The 17,502-nt window shown below is 73.6% G+C and carries 12 protein-coding genes; 2 read left to right on the forward strand and 10 right to left on the reverse strand.

What is annotated here, in order from left to right; translation table 11 throughout:
• Window positions 1–33: 33 nt before the first annotated feature.
• Window positions 34–2,451, reverse strand: a complete 2,418-nt coding sequence (locus ABFY07_RS27005) for an ATP-binding cassette domain-containing protein (RefSeq protein ID WP_346176979.1) — start codon at window positions 2,449–2,451, stop codon at window positions 34–36.
• Between the two features lie 137 nt (window positions 2,452–2,588).
• On the reverse strand, window positions 2,589–3,344 hold the full coding sequence (locus ABFY07_RS27010) for an SDR family NAD(P)-dependent oxidoreductase (RefSeq protein ID WP_346176980.1): 756 nt from the start codon (window positions 3,342–3,344) through the stop codon (window positions 2,589–2,591).
• 218 nt (window positions 3,345–3,562) lie between these two features.
• Between ABFY07_RS27010 and ABFY07_RS27015 the strand changes: the two genes are divergently transcribed.
• Window positions 3,563–4,639: a PepSY domain-containing protein gene (locus ABFY07_RS27015; protein WP_346176981.1), complete on the forward strand. Its 1,077-nt coding sequence runs from the start codon at window positions 3,563–3,565 to the stop codon at window positions 4,637–4,639.
• 14 nt (window positions 4,640–4,653) lie between these two features.
• On the opposite strand, the gene ABFY07_RS27020 is transcribed toward ABFY07_RS27015, so the two are convergent.
• The 5 genes from ABFY07_RS27020 to ABFY07_RS27040 are packed head-to-tail and all read right to left on the reverse strand — an operon-like array spanning window position 4,654 to window position 10,603.
• Window positions 4,654–4,989 carry a YnfA family protein gene (locus tag ABFY07_RS27020; RefSeq protein WP_065962762.1) on the reverse strand — a complete coding sequence of 112 codons (336 nt, stop codon included), beginning with the start codon at window positions 4,987–4,989 and terminating at the stop codon, window positions 4,654–4,656.
• A 44-nt stretch (window positions 4,990–5,033) separates the two neighbouring features.
• A complete protein-coding gene (locus ABFY07_RS27025) occupies window positions 5,034–6,101 on the reverse strand; it encodes an NlpC/P60 family protein (RefSeq protein ID WP_346176982.1) in 1,068 nt (355 codons plus the stop codon).
• A gap of 19 nt (window positions 6,102–6,120) precedes the next feature.
• Complete coding sequence (locus ABFY07_RS27030) at window positions 6,121–6,603, reverse strand: poly-gamma-glutamate biosynthesis protein PgsC/CapC (protein ID WP_065962765.1); 483 nt, start codon at window positions 6,601–6,603, stop codon at window positions 6,121–6,123.
• Entirely contained in the window at window positions 6,600–8,426 is a 1,827-nt protein-coding gene (pgsB, locus tag ABFY07_RS27035; protein WP_346176983.1) for a poly-gamma-glutamate synthase PgsB, read from the reverse strand. Before pgsB ends, ABFY07_RS27030 begins: the two co-directional genes overlap by 4 nt.
• 5 nt (window positions 8,427–8,431) lie before the next feature.
• The gene (locus ABFY07_RS27040; protein WP_346176984.1) at window positions 8,432–10,603 is read right to left on the reverse strand and encodes a cache domain-containing protein; all 2,172 of its coding nucleotides are present in this window, start codon (window positions 10,601–10,603) and stop codon (window positions 8,432–8,434) included.
• A gap of 162 nt (window positions 10,604–10,765) precedes the next feature.
• Here ABFY07_RS27040 and ABFY07_RS27045 point away from each other — a divergent pair, with 162 nt between their 5' ends.
• Window positions 10,766–11,914 carry a hypothetical protein gene (locus tag ABFY07_RS27045; RefSeq protein WP_346176985.1) on the forward strand — a complete coding sequence of 383 codons (1,149 nt, stop codon included), beginning with the start codon at window positions 10,766–10,768 and terminating at the stop codon, window positions 11,912–11,914.
• 21 nt (window positions 11,915–11,935) lie between these two features.
• Here the strand turns inward: ABFY07_RS27045 and ABFY07_RS27050 are convergent, their stop codons facing one another.
• The 3 genes from ABFY07_RS27050 to ABFY07_RS27060 are packed head-to-tail and all read right to left on the reverse strand — an operon-like array spanning window position 11,936 to window position 17,495.
• Window positions 11,936–16,564: a hypothetical protein gene (locus ABFY07_RS27050; protein WP_346176986.1), complete on the reverse strand. Its 4,629-nt coding sequence runs from the start codon at window positions 16,562–16,564 to the stop codon at window positions 11,936–11,938.
• Complete coding sequence (locus tag ABFY07_RS27055) at window positions 16,561–17,178, reverse strand: hypothetical protein (protein WP_346176987.1); 618 nt, start codon at window positions 17,176–17,178, stop codon at window positions 16,561–16,563. The genes ABFY07_RS27050 and ABFY07_RS27055 overlap by 4 nt, the downstream gene beginning before the upstream one ends.
• Window positions 17,175–17,495, reverse strand: coding sequence for a hypothetical protein (locus ABFY07_RS27060; RefSeq protein WP_346176988.1), 321 nt, complete (start codon window positions 17,493–17,495; stop codon window positions 17,175–17,177). The genes ABFY07_RS27055 and ABFY07_RS27060 overlap by 4 nt, the downstream gene beginning before the upstream one ends.
• Window positions 17,496–17,502 lie beyond the last annotated feature (7 nt).

The raw sequence follows: 17,502 nt of genomic DNA on the forward strand, positions 1-17,502 counted from the left end.
CGTGTGTCCGGGGCTCTGCGCGTTTCCGGGACTTCAGCCGACGTAGTCCGCGAGGTGCTCGCCGGTGAGGGTGGAGCGGGCGGCGACGAGGCCGGCGGGGGTGCCCTCGAAGACGACCCGGCCGCCGTCGTGGCCGGCCCCGGGGCCGAGGTCGATGATCCAGTCGGCGTGCGCCATGACCGCCTGGTGGTGCTCCACGACGATGACCGACTTGCCCGAGTCGACGAGCCGGTCCAGCAGGCCGAGCAACTGTTCGACATCGGCGAGGTGGAGGCCGGCGGTCGGCTCGTCGAGGACGTAGACGCCGCCCTTGTCGGCCATGTGGGTGGCCAGCTTGAGCCGCTGCCGCTCGCCGCCGGAGAGCGTGGTGAGCGGCTGGCCGAGGGTGAGGTAGCCGAGCCCGACGTCCGCGAGCCGGCCGAGGATCGTGTGCGCGGCCGGGGTGCGCGCCTCGCCGGCGCCGAAGAACTCCTTCGCCTCGGTCACCGGCATCGCGAGCACCTCGCTGATGTCCCGGCCGCCGAGGCGGTACTCGAGCACCGAGGCCTGGAACCGCTTCCCCTCGCACTCCTCGCAGGTGGTGGCGACGCCGGCCATCATCGCCAGGTCGGTGTACACGACTCCGGCGCCGTTGCAGCCCGGGCAGGCTCCCTCGGAGTTGGCGCTGAACAGCGCCGGCTTCACGCCGTTGGCCTTGGCGAACGCCTTGCGGATCGGGTCGAGCAGGCCCGTGTACGTGGCCGGGTTGCTCCGCCGGGAGCCGCGGATCGCGCCCTGGTCGACCGACACCACCCCGGCGCCGGCCGGGATCGAGCCGTGCACCAGCGAACTCTTGCCGGAGCCCGCGACCCCGGTGATGACGGCGAGGACGCCCAGCGGGATGTCGACGTCCACGTCTCGCAGGTTGTTCGCCTTCGCGCCGCGGATCGGCAGCGTGCCGGTGGGCTCGCGCACCGTCTCCTTGAGCGCGGCCCGGTCGCCGAAGTGGCGGCCGGTGATGGTGCCGGAGGCCCGCAGCCCCTCGACGCCGCCCTCGAAGCAGACGCTGCCGCCCGCCGTCCCCGCGCCGGGGCCCAGATCGACGACGTGGTCGGCGATCGCGATCACTTCCGGCTTGTGCTCCACCACGAGCACCGTGTTGCCCTTGTCCCGCAGCCGCAGCAGCAGGTCGTTCATCCGCCGGATGTCATGGGGGTGCAGGCCCGTGGTGGGCTCGTCGAAGACGTAGGTGACATCGGTGAGCGAGGAACCGAGGTGGCGGATCATCTTCACGCGCTGCGCCTCGCCGCCCGACAGCGTGCCCGACGGCCGCTCCAGCGAGAGATAGCCCAGGCCGATCTCCACGAACGAGTCGAGGGTCTGCTGGAGCGCGGTGAGCAGCGGCGCCACCGACGGCTCGGCCAGGCCGCGTACCCACTCGGCCAGGTCGCTGATCTGCATCGCGCACGCGTCCGCGATGCCGACCCCCTCGATCTTCGACGACCGCGCCGCCTCGCTGAGCCGGGTGCCGCCGCAGTCGGGGCAGGCGGTGAAGGTGACCGCCCGGTCCACGAACTCCCGGATGTGCGGCTGCATCGACTCCCGGTCCTTGGCCAGCATCGACTTCCGGATCCGCGGGATCAGGCCCTCGTACGTCATGTTGATGCCCGCGATCTTCATCCTGATCGGCTCGCGGTGCAGGAAGTCGTCCAGTTCCTTCCTGGTGTACTCGCGGATCGGCTTGTCCGGGTCGTAGAAGCCCGACTCGCTGTAGAGCCGGTAGTTCCAGCCGCCCGCCTTGTAGCCGGGGATGGTGAGGGCGCCCTCGCTGAGCGACTTGGAGTCGTCGTAGAGCTGGGCGAGATCGAGGTCGGTGACCGTGCCGCGGCCTTCGCAGCGCGGACACATCCCGCCGGTGATGCTGAAGCTCCGCTTCTCCTTGACGGTCTTCCCGCCGCGCTCGATCGTGACCGCGCCCGCCCCGCTGATGGAGGGGACGTTGAAGGAGAACGCCTTGGGGGAGCCGATGTGCGGCCGGCCGAGCCGGCTGAAGAGGATGCGCAGCATCGCGTTGGCGTCGGTGGCGGTGCCGACCGTGGAGCGGGGGTCGCCGCCCATCCGCTGCTGGTCGACGGTGATCGCGGTGGTCACCCCATCAAGGACGTCGACCTCGGGCCGCGCCAGCGTGGGCATGAAGCCCTGCACGAAGGCGCTGTAGGTCTCGTTGATCAGCCGCTGCGACTCGGCGGCGATCGTGTCGAACACCAGCGAGCTCTTGCCCGAGCCGGAGACGCCGGTGAACACCGTCAGCCGGCGCTTCGGTATCTCGACGCTGACGTCCTTGAGGTTGTTCTCGCGCGCGCCGTGTACGCGGATCACATCGTGGCTGTCGGCGGCGTGCGGCCCGGGCGACCCCGTCCCCGCGCCCGTCCCCGTGCCCGCCCCCGTGTCCGTCCTCTTGGCCATGCTCATCGTGCCTTCCTCTCCATGCCGCTCACGCTACGGGCGGGCGGGGCGCTCCGCTTCTCCGTTCCTGACCGACCGCGTGAAGGCACCGCGTGAAGGCTTCGCGTGAAGCATCGCGTGAAGGCCCCGGCGGCGCGGAGGGGTCAGCTCTCCCGGTGCACCTTGTGCTGGGCCGCCTGGGCGCGGGGGCGGACGACCAGCAGGTCGATGTTGACGTGCGAGGGCCGGGTGACCGCCCACTCGACGGTGTCGGCCACGTCGTCCGCGGTGAGCGGCTCGGCCACGCCCTCGTAGACCGCCGCGGCCTTGTCCTCGTCGCCGCGGTAGCGGTTCAGCGCGAACTCGTCGGTGCGGACCATGCCCGGGGCGATCTCGATCACCCGCACCGGGGCGCCGCACAACTCCAGCCGCAGGGTGGCGGCGATGGCGTGGGCCCCGTGCTTGGCGGCCACGTAACCGCCGCCGCCCTCATAGGCGACGTGGCCCGCGGTGGAGGACAGCACGACCACGGTGCCGTCGCCGGAGGCGATCAGCGCCGGCAGCAGCGCCTGGGTGACATTGAGCACACCCACCACGTTGACCTCGTACATCGCCCGCCAGTCGGCCGGGTCGGCGGTGGCGACGGGCTCGCTGCCGATGGCCCCGCCCGCGTTGTTGACCAGGACGTCGCAGCGTTCCAGACCGGCGGCGAAGGCGTCCACGGCGGCGCGGTCCGTCACGTCCAGCACCCGGGCCACGGCCTCGTGCCCGGCCTCGGTCAGCTCGGCGGCGAGCGCCTCGACGCGCTCCTCGCGGCGGGCGGCGAGGACGACGCGGAAACCGGCGGCGGCGAGACGGCGGGCGGTCGCGGCCCCGATCCCGCTGCTCGCACCGGTGACGACTGCGGTACGGGTGGTCATCGGCCCTCCTGAGGCGACGTGACGGTCGGGATCCGGGCGCCCGCGGGCACCCGCCGCGCGCCTGTGATCCATACGCAGGATATGACGGGCTGATTTGCCGCCAATCGGGGGACTGGCGATCGAAATCCGCTACGGCCGCGAGGGCCCGGGGAAAGGTGCACTGCGTCCGGCGCGCCGCCGGTCCGGAGCGTCCCTGTGCCAAGGAGTGAAAACAACCCATGACCCAGCACATCAGATTCACCCAACGGCCCCGCCGCGCCTTCCGCCGCTGGGGTGTCGCATCGGCCGGCGCCATCGCGGCCGCGGCACTCGTGACGGGTGCGCCGACGGCCGCCTGGGCGGCCGGCAGCGCCACCCCCGGTCCCCACTCCGGGATGAGCAACGCCTGTCAGCAGGGCCACGAGGGCCAGCACGGGAACGGCCATGACAACGGCCGTGAGCACAACAACGGCGGGCAGTACGGCGGTGGCCAGGAGCGCGGCTACGCGCAGCCCTCCATGGAGGGGAAGCACGGGACGGACGAGCGGTCCGCCGAGTCCGCCGAGTCCGAGAACGGCGCGTACGGCGCCGACGAGAACGCCCGCGAGGGCGACGAGGGCTACCGGGGCGACGAGTTCCGGGCGATCCCCGGCGCGGAGGCGGCGTACGCGGCCGTCGCCCGGTACACCGCTCTCACGCAGCCGTCGCAGCCCCAGGAGCAGGCCAAGCCCCAGCAGGAAGCCCGGCACGGGAACAACGAGGACCGCCACGGCGACAACGAGGCCCGGCACGGGAACGACGAGGACCGCCACGGCGACAACGAGGCCCGCCACGAGGAGGAGAAGCGGCACAACGACGGCCGTGTGACGCTCAGCGAGGCCGTGCGGATCGCCGAGTGCGAGGTCGGCGGCAAGGCCCTCGGTGCCGAGCTGGAGGACGAGTGCGAGGAGGACGAGGGGCAGAAGAGCCAGAGCCACGAGCAGGAGCGCAAGCGCGAGGAGTCGAAGCGCGAGTACTCCAAGCGTGAGGACTCCCGCAAGGAGAACTCCCGCAAGGAGGGCCACCGCAAGGAGCCGCAGGTGCGGACCGGCGGCGGCCAGGACCGGGAGCACCAGGACCGCGAGCACCAGAACCGCGAGGACCAGAACCGCGAGCACCAGAACCGCGAGGACCGCGAGAACAAGGACTCACAGCACAAGGAGTCCAAGAAGGTCTGGGACGTCGACGTCAAGCGCGGCCACGAGGTCTGGGAGGTCCTGATCGACCCGGAGACCGGCTGTGTCCTGAAGGTGACCCGGGAGGCCGACGACTTCTAACGGCTACGCGGCTTCTAACGGCCACGCGGCGCATACATGATCACAGCCACGCCGGCGAGGCAGATCAGCGCTCCGGCCACGTCGAAGCGGTCGGGGCGGTAGCCGTCGGCGACCATGCCCCAGGCCAGCGACCCGGCCACGAAGACGCCCCCGTACGCCGCGAGGATGCGTCCGAATTCCGCGTCCGGCTGGAGCGTGGCCACGAACCCGTAGGCGCCCAGCGCCATGATTCCGGCCCCGACCCACACCCATCCCCTGTGCTCGCGCACCCCCTGCCAGACCAGCCAGGCGCCCCCGATCTCCAGGAGGGCGGCCAGGAGGAACAGGGCGACGGAGCGTGCGACGAGCATAGGGGAAGGGTACGGGCGGGGCGGGCGGCCGGGCCCGCGCCCGGCTAGAGCCGCTTCGCGCTGCGGAACAGCTGGGCGTAGAAGCCGTTGCCGTCGATGCGCGAGGCGCCGCCCTTGTCGCCCATGGTGGGGCCGTTGACCTCCTTGCGGCTGGAGATGAACACCCGGTGGCCGTCGGTGTCCACGCCGAGGTACAGGGCGACGTGGTCCATGTGGTTCCCGGTGCGGTGGTCCATCTTGAAGAACAGCAGGTCGCCCGGTTGCAGCACATCGATGTTGTTCGGGCGGGTGTACCAGGGGGCGGGCCCCTGGATCTTGATGATGTCGGTGCCCACGGTGGAGCGGGCCATGCCGTCGGCGGTGCGCGGCAGCCCGTCGCCGACGGTGTTGCTGGCCCGCAGCGGGTAGCGGGCGCGGTAGCCGAAAATCATGCGCATGTAGCCGGAGCAGTCCAGCGCCCGGTAGCGCTCCTGGCGCGGCTGCATGGTGGTGCCGTCCCGGAAGGTGTACGGGATGCCCAGGTAGTCGTAGAAGTCGTTCTGCTCCAGACGGTCGACGCCGTCCGGCTTGAACGGCCCGAAGACGGCGTCCCCCGCGTACGGGATGCCCTCGTCGTCCTTCTTGATCGGCGCGCCCTGGACGTACTGGAAGGCGAGCGCGAAGACGTCGTCCTCCTCGCTGCCGTAGTACTGCTTGAACCAGTCCTTGAACCACTGCTCCTTCTCGGCGCCCTGGCGCCACGGCTCGGGCATGAGCCGCACCCAGTCCTCGGTCACCACGCGGGAGGTGGTGTTGGCGGGCTCGGCGAAGGTGCGGCTGGGGCCCTTGAGGGTGGCGGTGCGGGCGCCGTCGGTGAAGGTGGCGAGCACCTGGCCCTTGGAGCCGCGGAGCACGGTGCGGTCCGGGTTCTTCAGCCGCTCCCAGGTCCGGGCCCCGGTGTCGGGGGCGCTGTTCTCCAGCTGCGGGTCGTCCGTGACCTTCTGCACGGCCGGGGCCTTGTCCTGCTCCTCCTGGCGCAGCTCCACCGTCAGGTAGGCGCTGGCGCCGAGCAGCGCGAGCACGGTCACGGCGTGCAGCGCAGAGCGCTTCTTCGTGGTCTTCTTGGCAGACATGGTCGGCTCCGAGGTGGGGTCAGGCGGACGGCATGACGCCGAGCAGGATCCCGGCGGTGAGGACGACATACGCCATGAGCGTCACCGAGCCGGTGGCCAGCAGCGTGGGCCCCTTGGGCTGGCGCACCAGCTGGTAGGCGATCAGGCCGGGGACGATGAATCCGAGGGTCTGGTTGCTGTACATCAGCGGGAACTCGATCGTCAGCGCGATCATCACCGTGGCCTGCAGCAGCACGCCGGTGAGCACGACCGCCGCGAACAGCCGCTTGCCGTAGAGGATCACGAAGCGCTGCAGCAGCAGGGTGCACACATAGGTGAGCACCGTGACGCCGAGGACCATGGCGGCGCGCTGGAGGTCCTCGACGAGGGTGAGGGCGAGCCAGCCGGGGGTGATCATGCCACCGGGCGAGAGGTTGGTCGTCAGGTAGCAGACGAGCGAGAACATGAGCCCGAGCGCGATACCGAGCGCGGCGATCTCTGGGGTGAGGACGGAGGGGATCAACGCGGCTCTCCTGGGCTGTGCCACTGCTGGTCTTCGGCGGGGGGCTGGTCTTCGGCGGGGCGCCGGCCCGCCGCGTGCGGCTGGGTCGCCGTGCGGGACTGGTCCGCCGTGCGGGGCTGGTTCGTCGCGTGCGGCTGGTCCGCCGTGCGGGGCTGGTTCGTCGCGTGCGGCTGGTCCGCCGGGCGCGGCCGGCTCCCCGGGCGGGGCCGGATCGCCAGGTGGGGCCGGTCCGCCGTGCGGGGCGTGGGCGGCACCCGGGGCTCGAAGAAGCCGCGGGGGCGCGCCGAGCCGTCGTGCGCGTGCGTCGGCTGCGGGGTTCGCCGCTGGGCGTACCGCGTCTCGTACGCCTCCGGGTACCGCTGGTAGGGGTCGATGCGCGGGGCGTACAGCTGGATCGTGTCCACGTGCTCGGGCATGCCCGTCCGCGGGTTCACCGGGCCCGAAGCCGGGCCCGAAGCCGGGCCTGACGCCCCGCCCGAAGCCGGGTCGGACGCGGGATCGGCGGGGTCGGGCGCGGGATCGGCGGCGGGGCCGTCGGCGCTCTCGCCGGGCGTCTCGCCGCGGGCGGCGGGCATCTCGGCGGTGTCGGTGGTGACGCCGGGAGTCACGCCGGGAGTCGCGCCGGGAGTCTCGTCGGGGGCGTCGTCCGGCGGGAGTTCGGCGAGGTGCTCCAGGAGCAGCTCGCCCTGGCCGTGGATGTTGCCGATGGCGACCAGCGAGGAGTCGGGGCCGAGCATCTCCAGCATCCGTGCCATGAACTCCTCCGGGTCGCGCCGGTCGCCGCCGAGATCCACGGCGCGCGAGCGCAGGGGGGCCGGGATGGCGTCGATGGCGGACTTGGCCGGGTGGCCGATCACGAAGACGTGCTCGGGGTCGAGGTCGGGGATGATCTCGCCCATCTGGCCGTTGCGTTCCACCCGGTCGGGGCGGCAGTTGATGACGACGTTGAGCGGGCGGTGGATCGCGCCGAGGTCGAGCAGCTGGTTGATGTTCATCAGCGTCGACTCGGGGTCGTTGGCCGCGAAGACGTTGGCGAAGCGCAGCCGCTTGCCCTCGGTGGTGCGGTAGCGCTCGACCGACAGCACGCCGGGGTCCGGCGGCGCGTCGTACATGCCCTGCAGGGCCACCTTGCGCTCCACGCCGAGGAGTTCGGCGACGGCGAGCGCGATCGCCACGTTCTCCTTGAAGGTGAACCAGCTGAATCCGCGCAGCTCCTCGTCGGTGACCGTCTCCGGATCGGCGTAGATCAGGCGGCAGTTCCGGGCGTCGGCCTCCTCCTGGAGGATGTGCAGGCGCTCCTTCTCGGCGGTGACGCAGATGCCGCCCTCCGGCATGGAGCGGGACAGCGAGCGCGCCACGTCGTCCAGGGTGGGGCCCATTTCGGCGAGGTGGTCCTCGCGTACGTTGCACAGCACGCCGATCGTGGAGCGGATCAGCTTGGACTGGTTGATCTCCTGGAGCGCCGGCATGACCGCCATGCACTCGATGACCAGGGCGTCCGGGCGGTACGCGGCGGCGCGCCGCACGATGCCGATCTGCTCGACGACGTTGGCGATGCCGAACTTGCGGTAGACCGGCTCCTCGGTGGCGTCGGGGTGGATGAACCGGGCCGCCGTCCCGGTGGTCTTGGCCACGGTGACGAGGTCGCCGCCGCGCAGCGCGCCCGCGCACAGCCGGGTGATGGACGACTTGCCGCGGATGCCGTTGACCAGCACCCGGGTGGGGATGTGGTCCAGGTTGGCGAAGTGCCGCCGCTGCTCCACGATCCCGGCGACCAGCAGTATCGCGCAGCACACCATGAGCACGGTGTAGAGGAAGAGCACGGTGTTCAGTTCCTTCCGGCGAGGGACCGGGCGCCGTCCCGTCCGCGCTGCTGCCCCTGCAGCTGCTGCCTGATGAGTTCCAGGCTGCGGACGACGGCGCCCACCTCGTCGTGGTGGCGCGGGAAGAGGACGGTACGCCGGTCGCCGTCCGCGAGCGCCTCGGCCTGGTCGGCGAGGGCGCGCAGCGGGCGGACGACCACGATGTGCAGCCAGCCCAGGCAGGCCGCCGCCGCGGTGAGGCCGAGCATCCCGACCAGCACGGTGCGGTTCTGCAGGGTGTACGCGGGGATGTCGAGCCGGGACGCGGGCTGCCAGCTGACGACGCTCCAGTCGAGGGTCTTCGCCGCGCCGCCGCCCAGCATCGGGGCGACGGCCTCGACCCGCACCTCGTCGCCGCGCTGGACCTCGGCGCGGACGGCCTTGCCGTCGACGAGCGGGGTCAGGTGCCCCGGCATCTTCTGGAAGGCGCGGTAGCCGGAGTTCCCGGCGATGACCTGTCCCTTGGCGTCGACCACGCGGAGCTCGCCGAGGCCGGGGCGGCGCAGCAGCGCGTTGACGAAGTCGATGTCGAACTCGCCCACGACCGCGGCGCCCGCCTGCCCCTGGAGGGGGGCCGTGGCGCGGATGACGGGCTTCTTGCCGCCGTGCCCGGACACCTCCAGGGACTGGTCCGAGGGGCGCTCGCCGGTGGCGTGGTGCGGCTTGTGGCCGGCCCGGGCGAGCACCTCGCCGTCGGTGCCGAGCACGTAGACGGACTCGTAGCGCGGGTGTTCCTCGATGGTGCGCTCCAGCACGGCCGTCATGTCGTGGGCGGAGGTGCGGCCGCCGATCAGGGCGGCGACGGCGGACAGGTCCGCGTGGCCCTCGTTGAGCGCCCGGCGCACCCGGTCACTGATCGTCGCGGTGCGCGCCTCCTGGTCGCTGACCACCTGGGCCGGGATGTGGACGCTGGAGTCGGGGCGGTTGAGCAGCAGGGTCAGCGGGACCGACCAGGTCAGCAGCAGCGCGGCGCAGACGGCGACCAGGGCGCGGGTGCCCAGGCGCCGGCCGCCGCGGGCCGCGGGCGCGGCGTCGTCCGGGTGGTGTTCCTCGCTCAGCTGCCGGCGCAGCCGCTCCAGCGCGCGGCCGATCCGGGCGGCCTCGCCGAAGCGGGGCACGGTCACCGGGCGGGCCAGGTCGCCGCGAGTGAGCCGGCGGCTCTCCAGGAACAGCCGGATGAGGGGGCGCTGGACGGTGCCGAGCAGCAGCGCGATGGCGAGCCCACCGATGGCCAGCAGCGCGCCGGCCGCGGCCAGGCCGAACGCCGGACGGGCCAGCCGGGAGGTGCGCTCGGTGACGCCGACCTGGGTGACGACGCTCAACCCCAGACCGGTGGCGACCGTGGAGTCGCCGGGCTGGGCGGCGGCCAGCGAGGCGTAGCCGCCGACGGTCCGCCGGTCGCCCGTGGCGCCACCGGTGAGGGCGCCGCTGACGCCCGCGTAGCCGCCGGAGCCGGGCTCCTTGGCGCTGAGCGGGTTCTGCCGGGCCTTCTTGGCGGCGGCGGTGGCGAAGGTCTTCAGCTGGTGCTGAGCGCCCTCGGCGTCGAGGGCGCCGTCGCTGCTGAGGATCGCGCCGGTCGAGTCGACGACGCCGATGGAGCGGCCCGCGCCCAGGCGCACCCCGGGCACCTTCAGATTGCTGGAGGCGATCAGGAGCTGCTGGGGCCGGCCCTCCCAGGAGAGCAGGGCGAGCGCGAGCAGCCGGGTCTGGCCGTTGCGCAGCCGCACCAGGCGCGGCGCCAGGCCGTCCTCGCCGGAGAGCTTGGTGCGGTCGATCACGGTGAGCGGCACGGTCTCGCCGCGGGCGGCGAGCAGCTTGCCCGACTTGATCTCGATAACCGCGGTGCCGCTCCACTTCTGGTAGACGCTGCTCGTCTTGTCGAGGACGGCGTCGGCGGAGACGGGCTTGCCCTCGCTGAAGAGGAGCGCGGTGCGGGTGAGGTCGGTGACGGACTCGTCGAGCGAGGCCCGCAGGGCGACGGCCCCGTCCTCGGCGAAGTGCTGCTGTGAGGTCAGCACCGCTTTGGGTATGAGGACGTTCTCGGCCTTGCCGAGGGTGAGGGCGGTGATTCCCGCCAGGGAGAGGAGCAGGACCGAGAGAATGGCGATAGGGGGACGAATGCCACCTATCAGCGACATATCTGCCCGTCGGCGGATCTTTCGCCGCCGCTTCGGCGCCGAAGCGGCCACGGGGGCTCCTCTCTGGAATTCGTGGGGGGTGCGCCGTCCAGAGGCGCGCCGACGCGCGGGCCCTGGGGCGCGCGGCCGCGCATACACGCGCGACCCGTGGGGTTTGGATCGATGAGTGAGGCGAAGGGTTGCGCGAGAGGACGAAAATGTGAGTCAGATCGCTCCGCCGGACCCCCGGCGACCTCCCGGCAACCCTCCGTCAACCGGACGTCCACCCGTCGTCAACCTTCCGGCAGCCCCGTCTGTCTTCCGTTCCCCCATGAGAGCCGCTTCCCCGAAGACCGCCCTCGCCGCCCTGGCGCTCACCGCCCTGGCCGTCGCCCTGCTGATCTGGACCCTCGCCCCGCACGGCGGGAGGACCCCCGGGGGCGACGGGAGCGGGGCGACGGGAGCGGCGGGCCTGCCGCGGCGTCCCGCACCGACCTGGAGCGCCGGATCACCGACTACACCGCCCGCTTCGGCGCGGACACCGGCTATCTGCCGCCCGGGCACGCCGACCGCGAGGCCGTCGCCCACGCCGTCGGGCTCCTCCTGGACGGCCGGCGCGCCCAGGCCGCGGCCCGGCTCGCCGCCCTGGACTTCGACCTCCGTACGGTCACCGACAGCGCCACCGGCCGGCGCTACGCCGAGATCGCCGACCGCACCGACACCGGCCCCGCGCCGCGCGGCTGGGGGCGGGTGTACCTCGACCTGTCGGCCCCCGTGCGCTGGTCCGTCCAGGTCCCCCACCCCGTCGCGGACGCCCGTACGGAACAGCTGGGCGTCGGCGTCCTGCGCGGCACCCCGGGCGGCGCCCTCGTCATCGCCGGCGCGCACCGCGACGCGGGCACCGGCGACGCGGCCGACGTGGCCCACCGGCGCGACACCGTCTTCGCCGCGGTGTGCGCCGAACTCGCCGGGCGCGGACTCCCCGGCCTCCAGATCCACGGCTTCGCCGACGACTCGGCCCCCGACTACGACGTCATCGCCTCCACCGGCCGCGCCACCCACGAGAGCCGCGCCGCCGCCCGCGCCCTCGCCACCGCCCTCCGCACCCGCGACTTCACGGTCTGCCGCGCCTGGGCCCGCTCCTGCCCCCTGGAGGGCCACACCAACGAGCAGGGCCGCACCGCCGCGGCCCGGGACAGCACCTTCCTCCACGTCGAGTTCGCCAACGCCATCCGCACCGACCACCGGGCGGCCGCCCGCGCCGTCGCGGCGATGAACGAGGTGACGGCGCGCTGGGAGGGCGGCTCGGGGCCGGCGCCGCTTCACCGGTGACATCACCGGGGGAAGGGCCGCTCAGGACTCGGCTTCCAGCCTCGCGAGCCACCGCCCCGCCCGGGCCGCCGCGTCCTGCCAGGGGCCGCTCGCCGCGTACTCGAACGCCCTGCGGGCGCCGGTGAGGTCGCCGGATCCGAGGAGGCTCGCGCCCAGGTTGATGGCGGACATGCCGCCCTGGACGGGGTGCCCGGTGGCCATGACCTGGCGGTACACCTCCCGTGCCTCGTCTTCGCGGTCGTTGTCGGACAGCATCCGGGCCAGATCGAAGGCGGCGGCCGGGGAGTGGTGGGGGTGGCCGGTGCGGACGGCGCGCTCGTACGCCTCGCGGGCGGCGGGGAAGTCGCCGTCCCGGTGGAGGCTCTTGGCGAGCTTGACGGCTGCCAGAGTGGCGAGTTCGGGGTCACCCGAGGTGACGGCCTCGCGGCAGGCGTCGTCGTAGCACTGCCGGGCGCCGACGTCGTCGCCGCGGCCCTCCCGCAGGCGGGCACGGCACAGCAGGACCAGGGCGGTCTCGTCGGGGCCGGCGAGGGCGATGACCCGGTGCAGAGCGTTCCGCGCCTCGTCCGGTGGCCGCTGGGCGGGGATTTCGCAGAGGTAGTAGTGGGTGCGGGCCCGGTGGTCGCCGGCGTCGATGGCGGCGGTCAGGGCGGCGAGGGCCGCTTGGGGCGGCTCTTGGTGGGCCACCCACCGGCCGTAGTCGAAGAGGGGCGGAACGGCGGCGTCCGGGAGTGGGGGAATGGGCCCGAGCGCCGCGAGACGCTGCTGGGCGAGGGATGCCGTGTCCCCGGCCGCGGCGAGCCGGTAGGCGTCGAGGGCCTCCGCGACGGTGAACTCCGCCACGAGCAGGTCGCCGAGCGCGAGGGCGGCGCGGGAGGCGATGTCGGAGTCGGGAGACCGCGCGGCGGCCTCCCAGGCGGCCCGCGCGCCCGCGTAGTCCCCGGTGTGTTCCCGCGCCAGGCCGAGGAACGCCGCGTAGGCCGGCTTCTGCTCCTCGGCAAGCAGCGGTCGCAGCCGGTCCAGGACCACGAGGGCCTGTGCGAACCGCCCGTCCGTGATGAGGTCCTCCGCCAGGGCCGCCATCCGCATGGGGTCGCCGCTCGCCACGACCTGCCGCGCCGGCGGCGGGAGTTGCTCAAGCGCCTCCCGCAGGGCCGCCAGTTCACCGAGCCTGGCCTCGGCCCGGTCCGCCTCTTCGGGGTCCGCTCCGTCCTTGGCGCGCTCGTACGCGGCGCGGGCGCCTTCGAGGTCCCGGTCCGCCACCAGCAGGTCTCCGAGCAGATTGGCGGCCATCGGCGCGTGGCCGTCCAGACCCGACCAGGCCGCGCGGGCGAGGGCGGAGCGAGCCGCCTCCTGCTCGCCCCGCTCCAGCAGGATGAGCCCGCGACCCAGCTCCGCGGTGGCGCGCACCCGTGGGTCGTCGGCTTCGGTCAGCGGCGCCAGTACGTCGAACAGGGCGTCCTTGTCACCCCGTCGCAGCAGGTCACCGGCCTCCCGCAGGGCCGTTCCCCAGTCGGGGTCCAGGGGCGGGGCGTCGGAGTGGTCGCGCGGCTCCGGCCGGCGGGCGTCCCAGGGTCCGTCGTCCTCCTCGGCCGCGTCAGGCCGGTCGAGGGCGTCACGGACCGTGGTCATACGCGCGGCGAGGTCCGGGTCGGCCGCTCGGATGCGGGCCAGGTCGGTCCGCAGGTCGAGGAGCTGGGACCACAAGACGCCCCGGCCGCGTTCGAGGAACTCGACGGCCAGGGCGGGGCGGTCGGCGTCCAGCGCCACCCGTGCGGCCTGGGAGGCCAGACCCTGCCCCCGCGTCAGCGGCGCCTCGCGCACCGCCCGCGGCTTGCCCCGCCACGCGGAGAGCGACAGCAGCTCCAGCAGGAGACGGCAGGCGTCGAGCACCTCTTCGCCGGAGCGGTCGGCGACCGTCACCCACATCCGGGCGGCGTGGAAGCGGGTGTCCGCGGACGCCGTGTCGAGGGTGGCCACCTGGCGCAGGATCTCCGCGGCCTCGGGGCTCCGGAAGGTGCCGTCCGGTTGCTCGCCCCGGCGGGCCAGCACTTCGCCCAGCAGGACCGCCGACACCGGCGCCCGCTCGTGGCCGACGGCTGTCACCACCTCGCGCAGCAGGGTGACGGCCAGCTCCAGGTCCGTCTCCGCCCGGCCGTCCTCCCACCGCCGGAAGAGGACGCAGGCCGTGTTGTGCGCGGTCAGCACCCGGCTGCGCTCCGGCCGGTCGGCGCGGGCCAGCATGCGCAGCCCCAGCTCCACGGCGCGGTCCCGCGCGGCGCCGTGCCCCGTCGGCACACGGGACCGGTCGGCGTGGATGCTCAGCAGTGTGGCGACCGCGTTGTCGTGCGGGAAGGACCCGGGCCGGGCATGCCGCAGGCCCTCCTCGGCGTAGGCCACCGCCCGCGTGAAGTCCTCCTCGTCGCCCTCGCTCAGCCAGCGGCGCCGGAACGCGCTCGCTGCGGTGGTCAGCCGCTCCGCGCGGGCGGGGTGGCGCTTCGGGGTGGCGTCGACCACCGTGGCGATGGCGTCCACCGCTTCCTGGAGGTCGGAGGGGATGCCGTGGTCGGCATGGCGCTGGAGCAAGGTCGTGGAGAGGTTGTACAGGACGCCGAGGGCCCGGTCGCCGTCCCGGCCCCCGCCGTCATCCCCGCCGGCCCCGCCGTGGTCGGCGGTACGCGACCTCGCCCACTCCCGGGCCGCCCGGAGCATCTCCACGGCCCGGTCCAGGTCCGCGGGGTCTCTGCGGAGTTGGTAGCGGAGGCTGAGCGCCCCGGCCAGATGCACCCGGGCCGGGGACTCCGGCGGTTGCGGCGTCCCTGTCGCGCAGGCGCGCAGCGCCAGGGTGACGGCCTGGTCGAGGTCGTCGTGGCGATCCGCCTGTTCGTACCGTTCGCGGTGGTTGGCGGACTGCTGGGCGAGCCAGCCCGCCAGCCGGGGATCGCCGGGATCGGCGCGGGTCAGCGCGGTGGCGCCGTGGTCGATGGCGCGGTCCAGGTCCGCCAGGGTGCGGGTGGCCGCGGCGCGCAGGCGCAAGGCGGTGGACAGCTCGACGAGGTATTCGGGGCGCTCGGGGTGGTCCCCGGGGAGCAGGGCGAGGATCCGCTCGCCGCGGTCGACCGCCCGGTCGATGTCGCGCGCGTCGTGCGCCAGCTCGTAGCGCGCCCGGTAGGCGACCATGAGGCCGGCCAGACAAAGGGCGGCGAGCTCGCCCCAGCCCCGGGTCGAGGCCCGGTCGAGCACCTTCTCCCAGGCGTCGACGGCCGCGTCCACATGCGCCCGGGACCAGTCGCGCGCGAAGAGGTTCAGATGGAGCGTGCCGTACAGCTCCAGGGTTCTTTTCAGCAGCGGGGAGTGCTCGGGCAGCAGAGCGGCGGCCTCGCCGGCGGCGTCGATCGCGGCCCTCAGGTCGTCGGCCGGCGCTTCCACGCCGCCCGTGTGATGCCACAGCGCGCCAGCGTAGTTGATCAGCATCGCCGCCCGGCCCACCGGGGGGAAGGGGTGGGCCAGGGCGCGGCGGTAGGCGTCGATCGCCGCACCCATCAGCCGCCGGTCCTGGGTGCGGCTCGCCAACTGCTGTCTCGCGGTAGCCAGATGGAACAGGCGCACCGCCGACTGGCGTGGCCCGTCGGCGTGCTCGACCGCCGCGGCGCAGTGCTCCACCGCCTCGCGCAGCAGCGCCGGGTCCGCGTGGTGCTCACTCAGCGCCAGCAGGGCCGTGCCGAGGTCGTCGCGCATCGAGTGGTGGTCCGGGCTGCCTGGCGGGGTGTGCGCCAGCGCGTCGCGGACGCGGCGTACGGCCTCCTGGAGCAGTTCCAGGTCGCGCTCGCGAGCGCCGGCCTCCCGAAGGGATCTGGCGAGGTTCGCCTCCAGATGGCCGTCGCCCGGACGGAGCGCGACGGCCCGCAGGCCGGCCTGGACTGCCTGGCGCAGCAGGGAGAGCTCGCCGGCGCTGATGCCGACCATGGTGAGAAGGCGCCCCAGCCGGTCGAACCGGAAGGCCCGTACGTCGCGGGTCGCGGGCCGCGCGGCGAGTGCGATGGCTGCCTCCACCAGGTCCAGACAGGTCCGGTCGGAGGTCTCCGCCTCCGTCAGGCCGGTCAGGAGTGCCTCCCAGAGGCCCGTCTCGGCACGGATGTCGGACGGCGCCTGATCGAGGAACTCCAGGGCCAGCCGGATCGCTTCCCGCGTCAGGTCCGGCTCGCGGCCCCGTGCTCCGGCGCGCAGCAGGACGGGCAGCATGTTGGTCGCGCAGGCCAGGCGCGTGCCGCCGGAGAGCAACGGGAGGGCCTCCCGGTAGACGTCCACCGCCTCGCGCAGGGCGGCGAACGACCCCGTGCGGTGCTCGATCCGCGCCAGGACGTTGCCGAGGTCATAGAGCGTCCTGCCGCGCCGCGCCGGGTCGTCGAAGCCCGCGGCGGCCTCGCGTAACAGGTCGGTGGCCAGCCGGAGATCCTCCGGATCCCCGGTGGTCGAGCCGCGTCGCTCGACGAGCAGGCCCGCCGCTCCCAGGTGCGCGGCGCGCGTCCCGGGCCCGTCGGCCGCTTCCGCGCCGGCCAGGTGGGCCTCGATGGCCGCGTCGAGTACGTCCCGGTCGGCCGGGGCGTCGTAGGGCGTGAAGTCGTCGGCGGATTCACCGGCTTCGCTCATGGGCACTGCTCCGCCGGCTCGACGGTCAGCACGTCGGCGAGGTCGACCGCGACCCGTCCCGCCTTCGTGGACAGCGTCAGCCGCCCGTCGGCCGCGGTGGCGGCGGAGCCGCACAGCGTCGTGCCGGGCGTCCGCAGGCGCAGTTTCGGGCCCGACTTCTCCGGCCCGTACCAGGTGGTGCCCACGGCGGCCACGAGCAGCGCGGTGCACAGGAGCGTCGCGACGATACCGCGGCGCAGGTCACCGAGCGCGGCCTGGGCCGTGAGGTGGTCCTGGGTGACCGTGGAGATGGTGAAGTCGACCGGTGTGAGCGCCGGTTTGCCGTTGTGCGCGCGCAGCAGCCAGTAGGCGCCGAGGGCGCCGACGAGCAGGGCCGCCAGGAGCAGACAGCCGATGACGATGTGCCAGGGCGCGGCCACCTTGTCGATCTCACTGCGCCCGCGGATGAGGCCGAAGCCGATCAGGGCGAGCAGGAGCCCCGCCAGGCCGTTGCGCCAGGAGAGCGCGGCCTCGCGCACCCGCGGGAGCTCGGCGCGCAGCTCCCGGTGGCTCTCCTGGCCGCGGGCGGCGTCCGATCCGTCGGCGGGCGGGCCGGGCCCGAGGACGAGCGTCATGATGTGCTGATCCGCAGCAGCCAGAACGCCCCGCAGCCGACCTTGTCCGCCGGCCGCCCGGGGTGGTCGTCCGCGCAGGTGCAGATGACCGGCTCGAGGCGCTCGCCCGGAGGGGGCGCGGAGCGCCGGGCTCCGCGCGTCAGGCGGAAGCTCTTGTACGTGCCGGCGACGACGGGCACGTGGATGACCGTTCCGCAGCGCGGGCAGGGCCCCCTGAGCTCGGCGGTCCCCGGCCCCACTTCGGTCAGGGTGAAGTCGGCCGCGGCACGCTCCGCGTACGAGTCCTCGGTGACTTCGGCGTAGGGCAGTGCGCTCACGTTTCCT

Source organism: Streptomyces sparsogenes subsp. cuspidosporus, from assembly GCF_039532705.1.
GTDB lineage: Bacteria > Actinomycetota > Actinomycetes > Streptomycetales > Streptomycetaceae > Streptomyces > Streptomyces sparsogenes.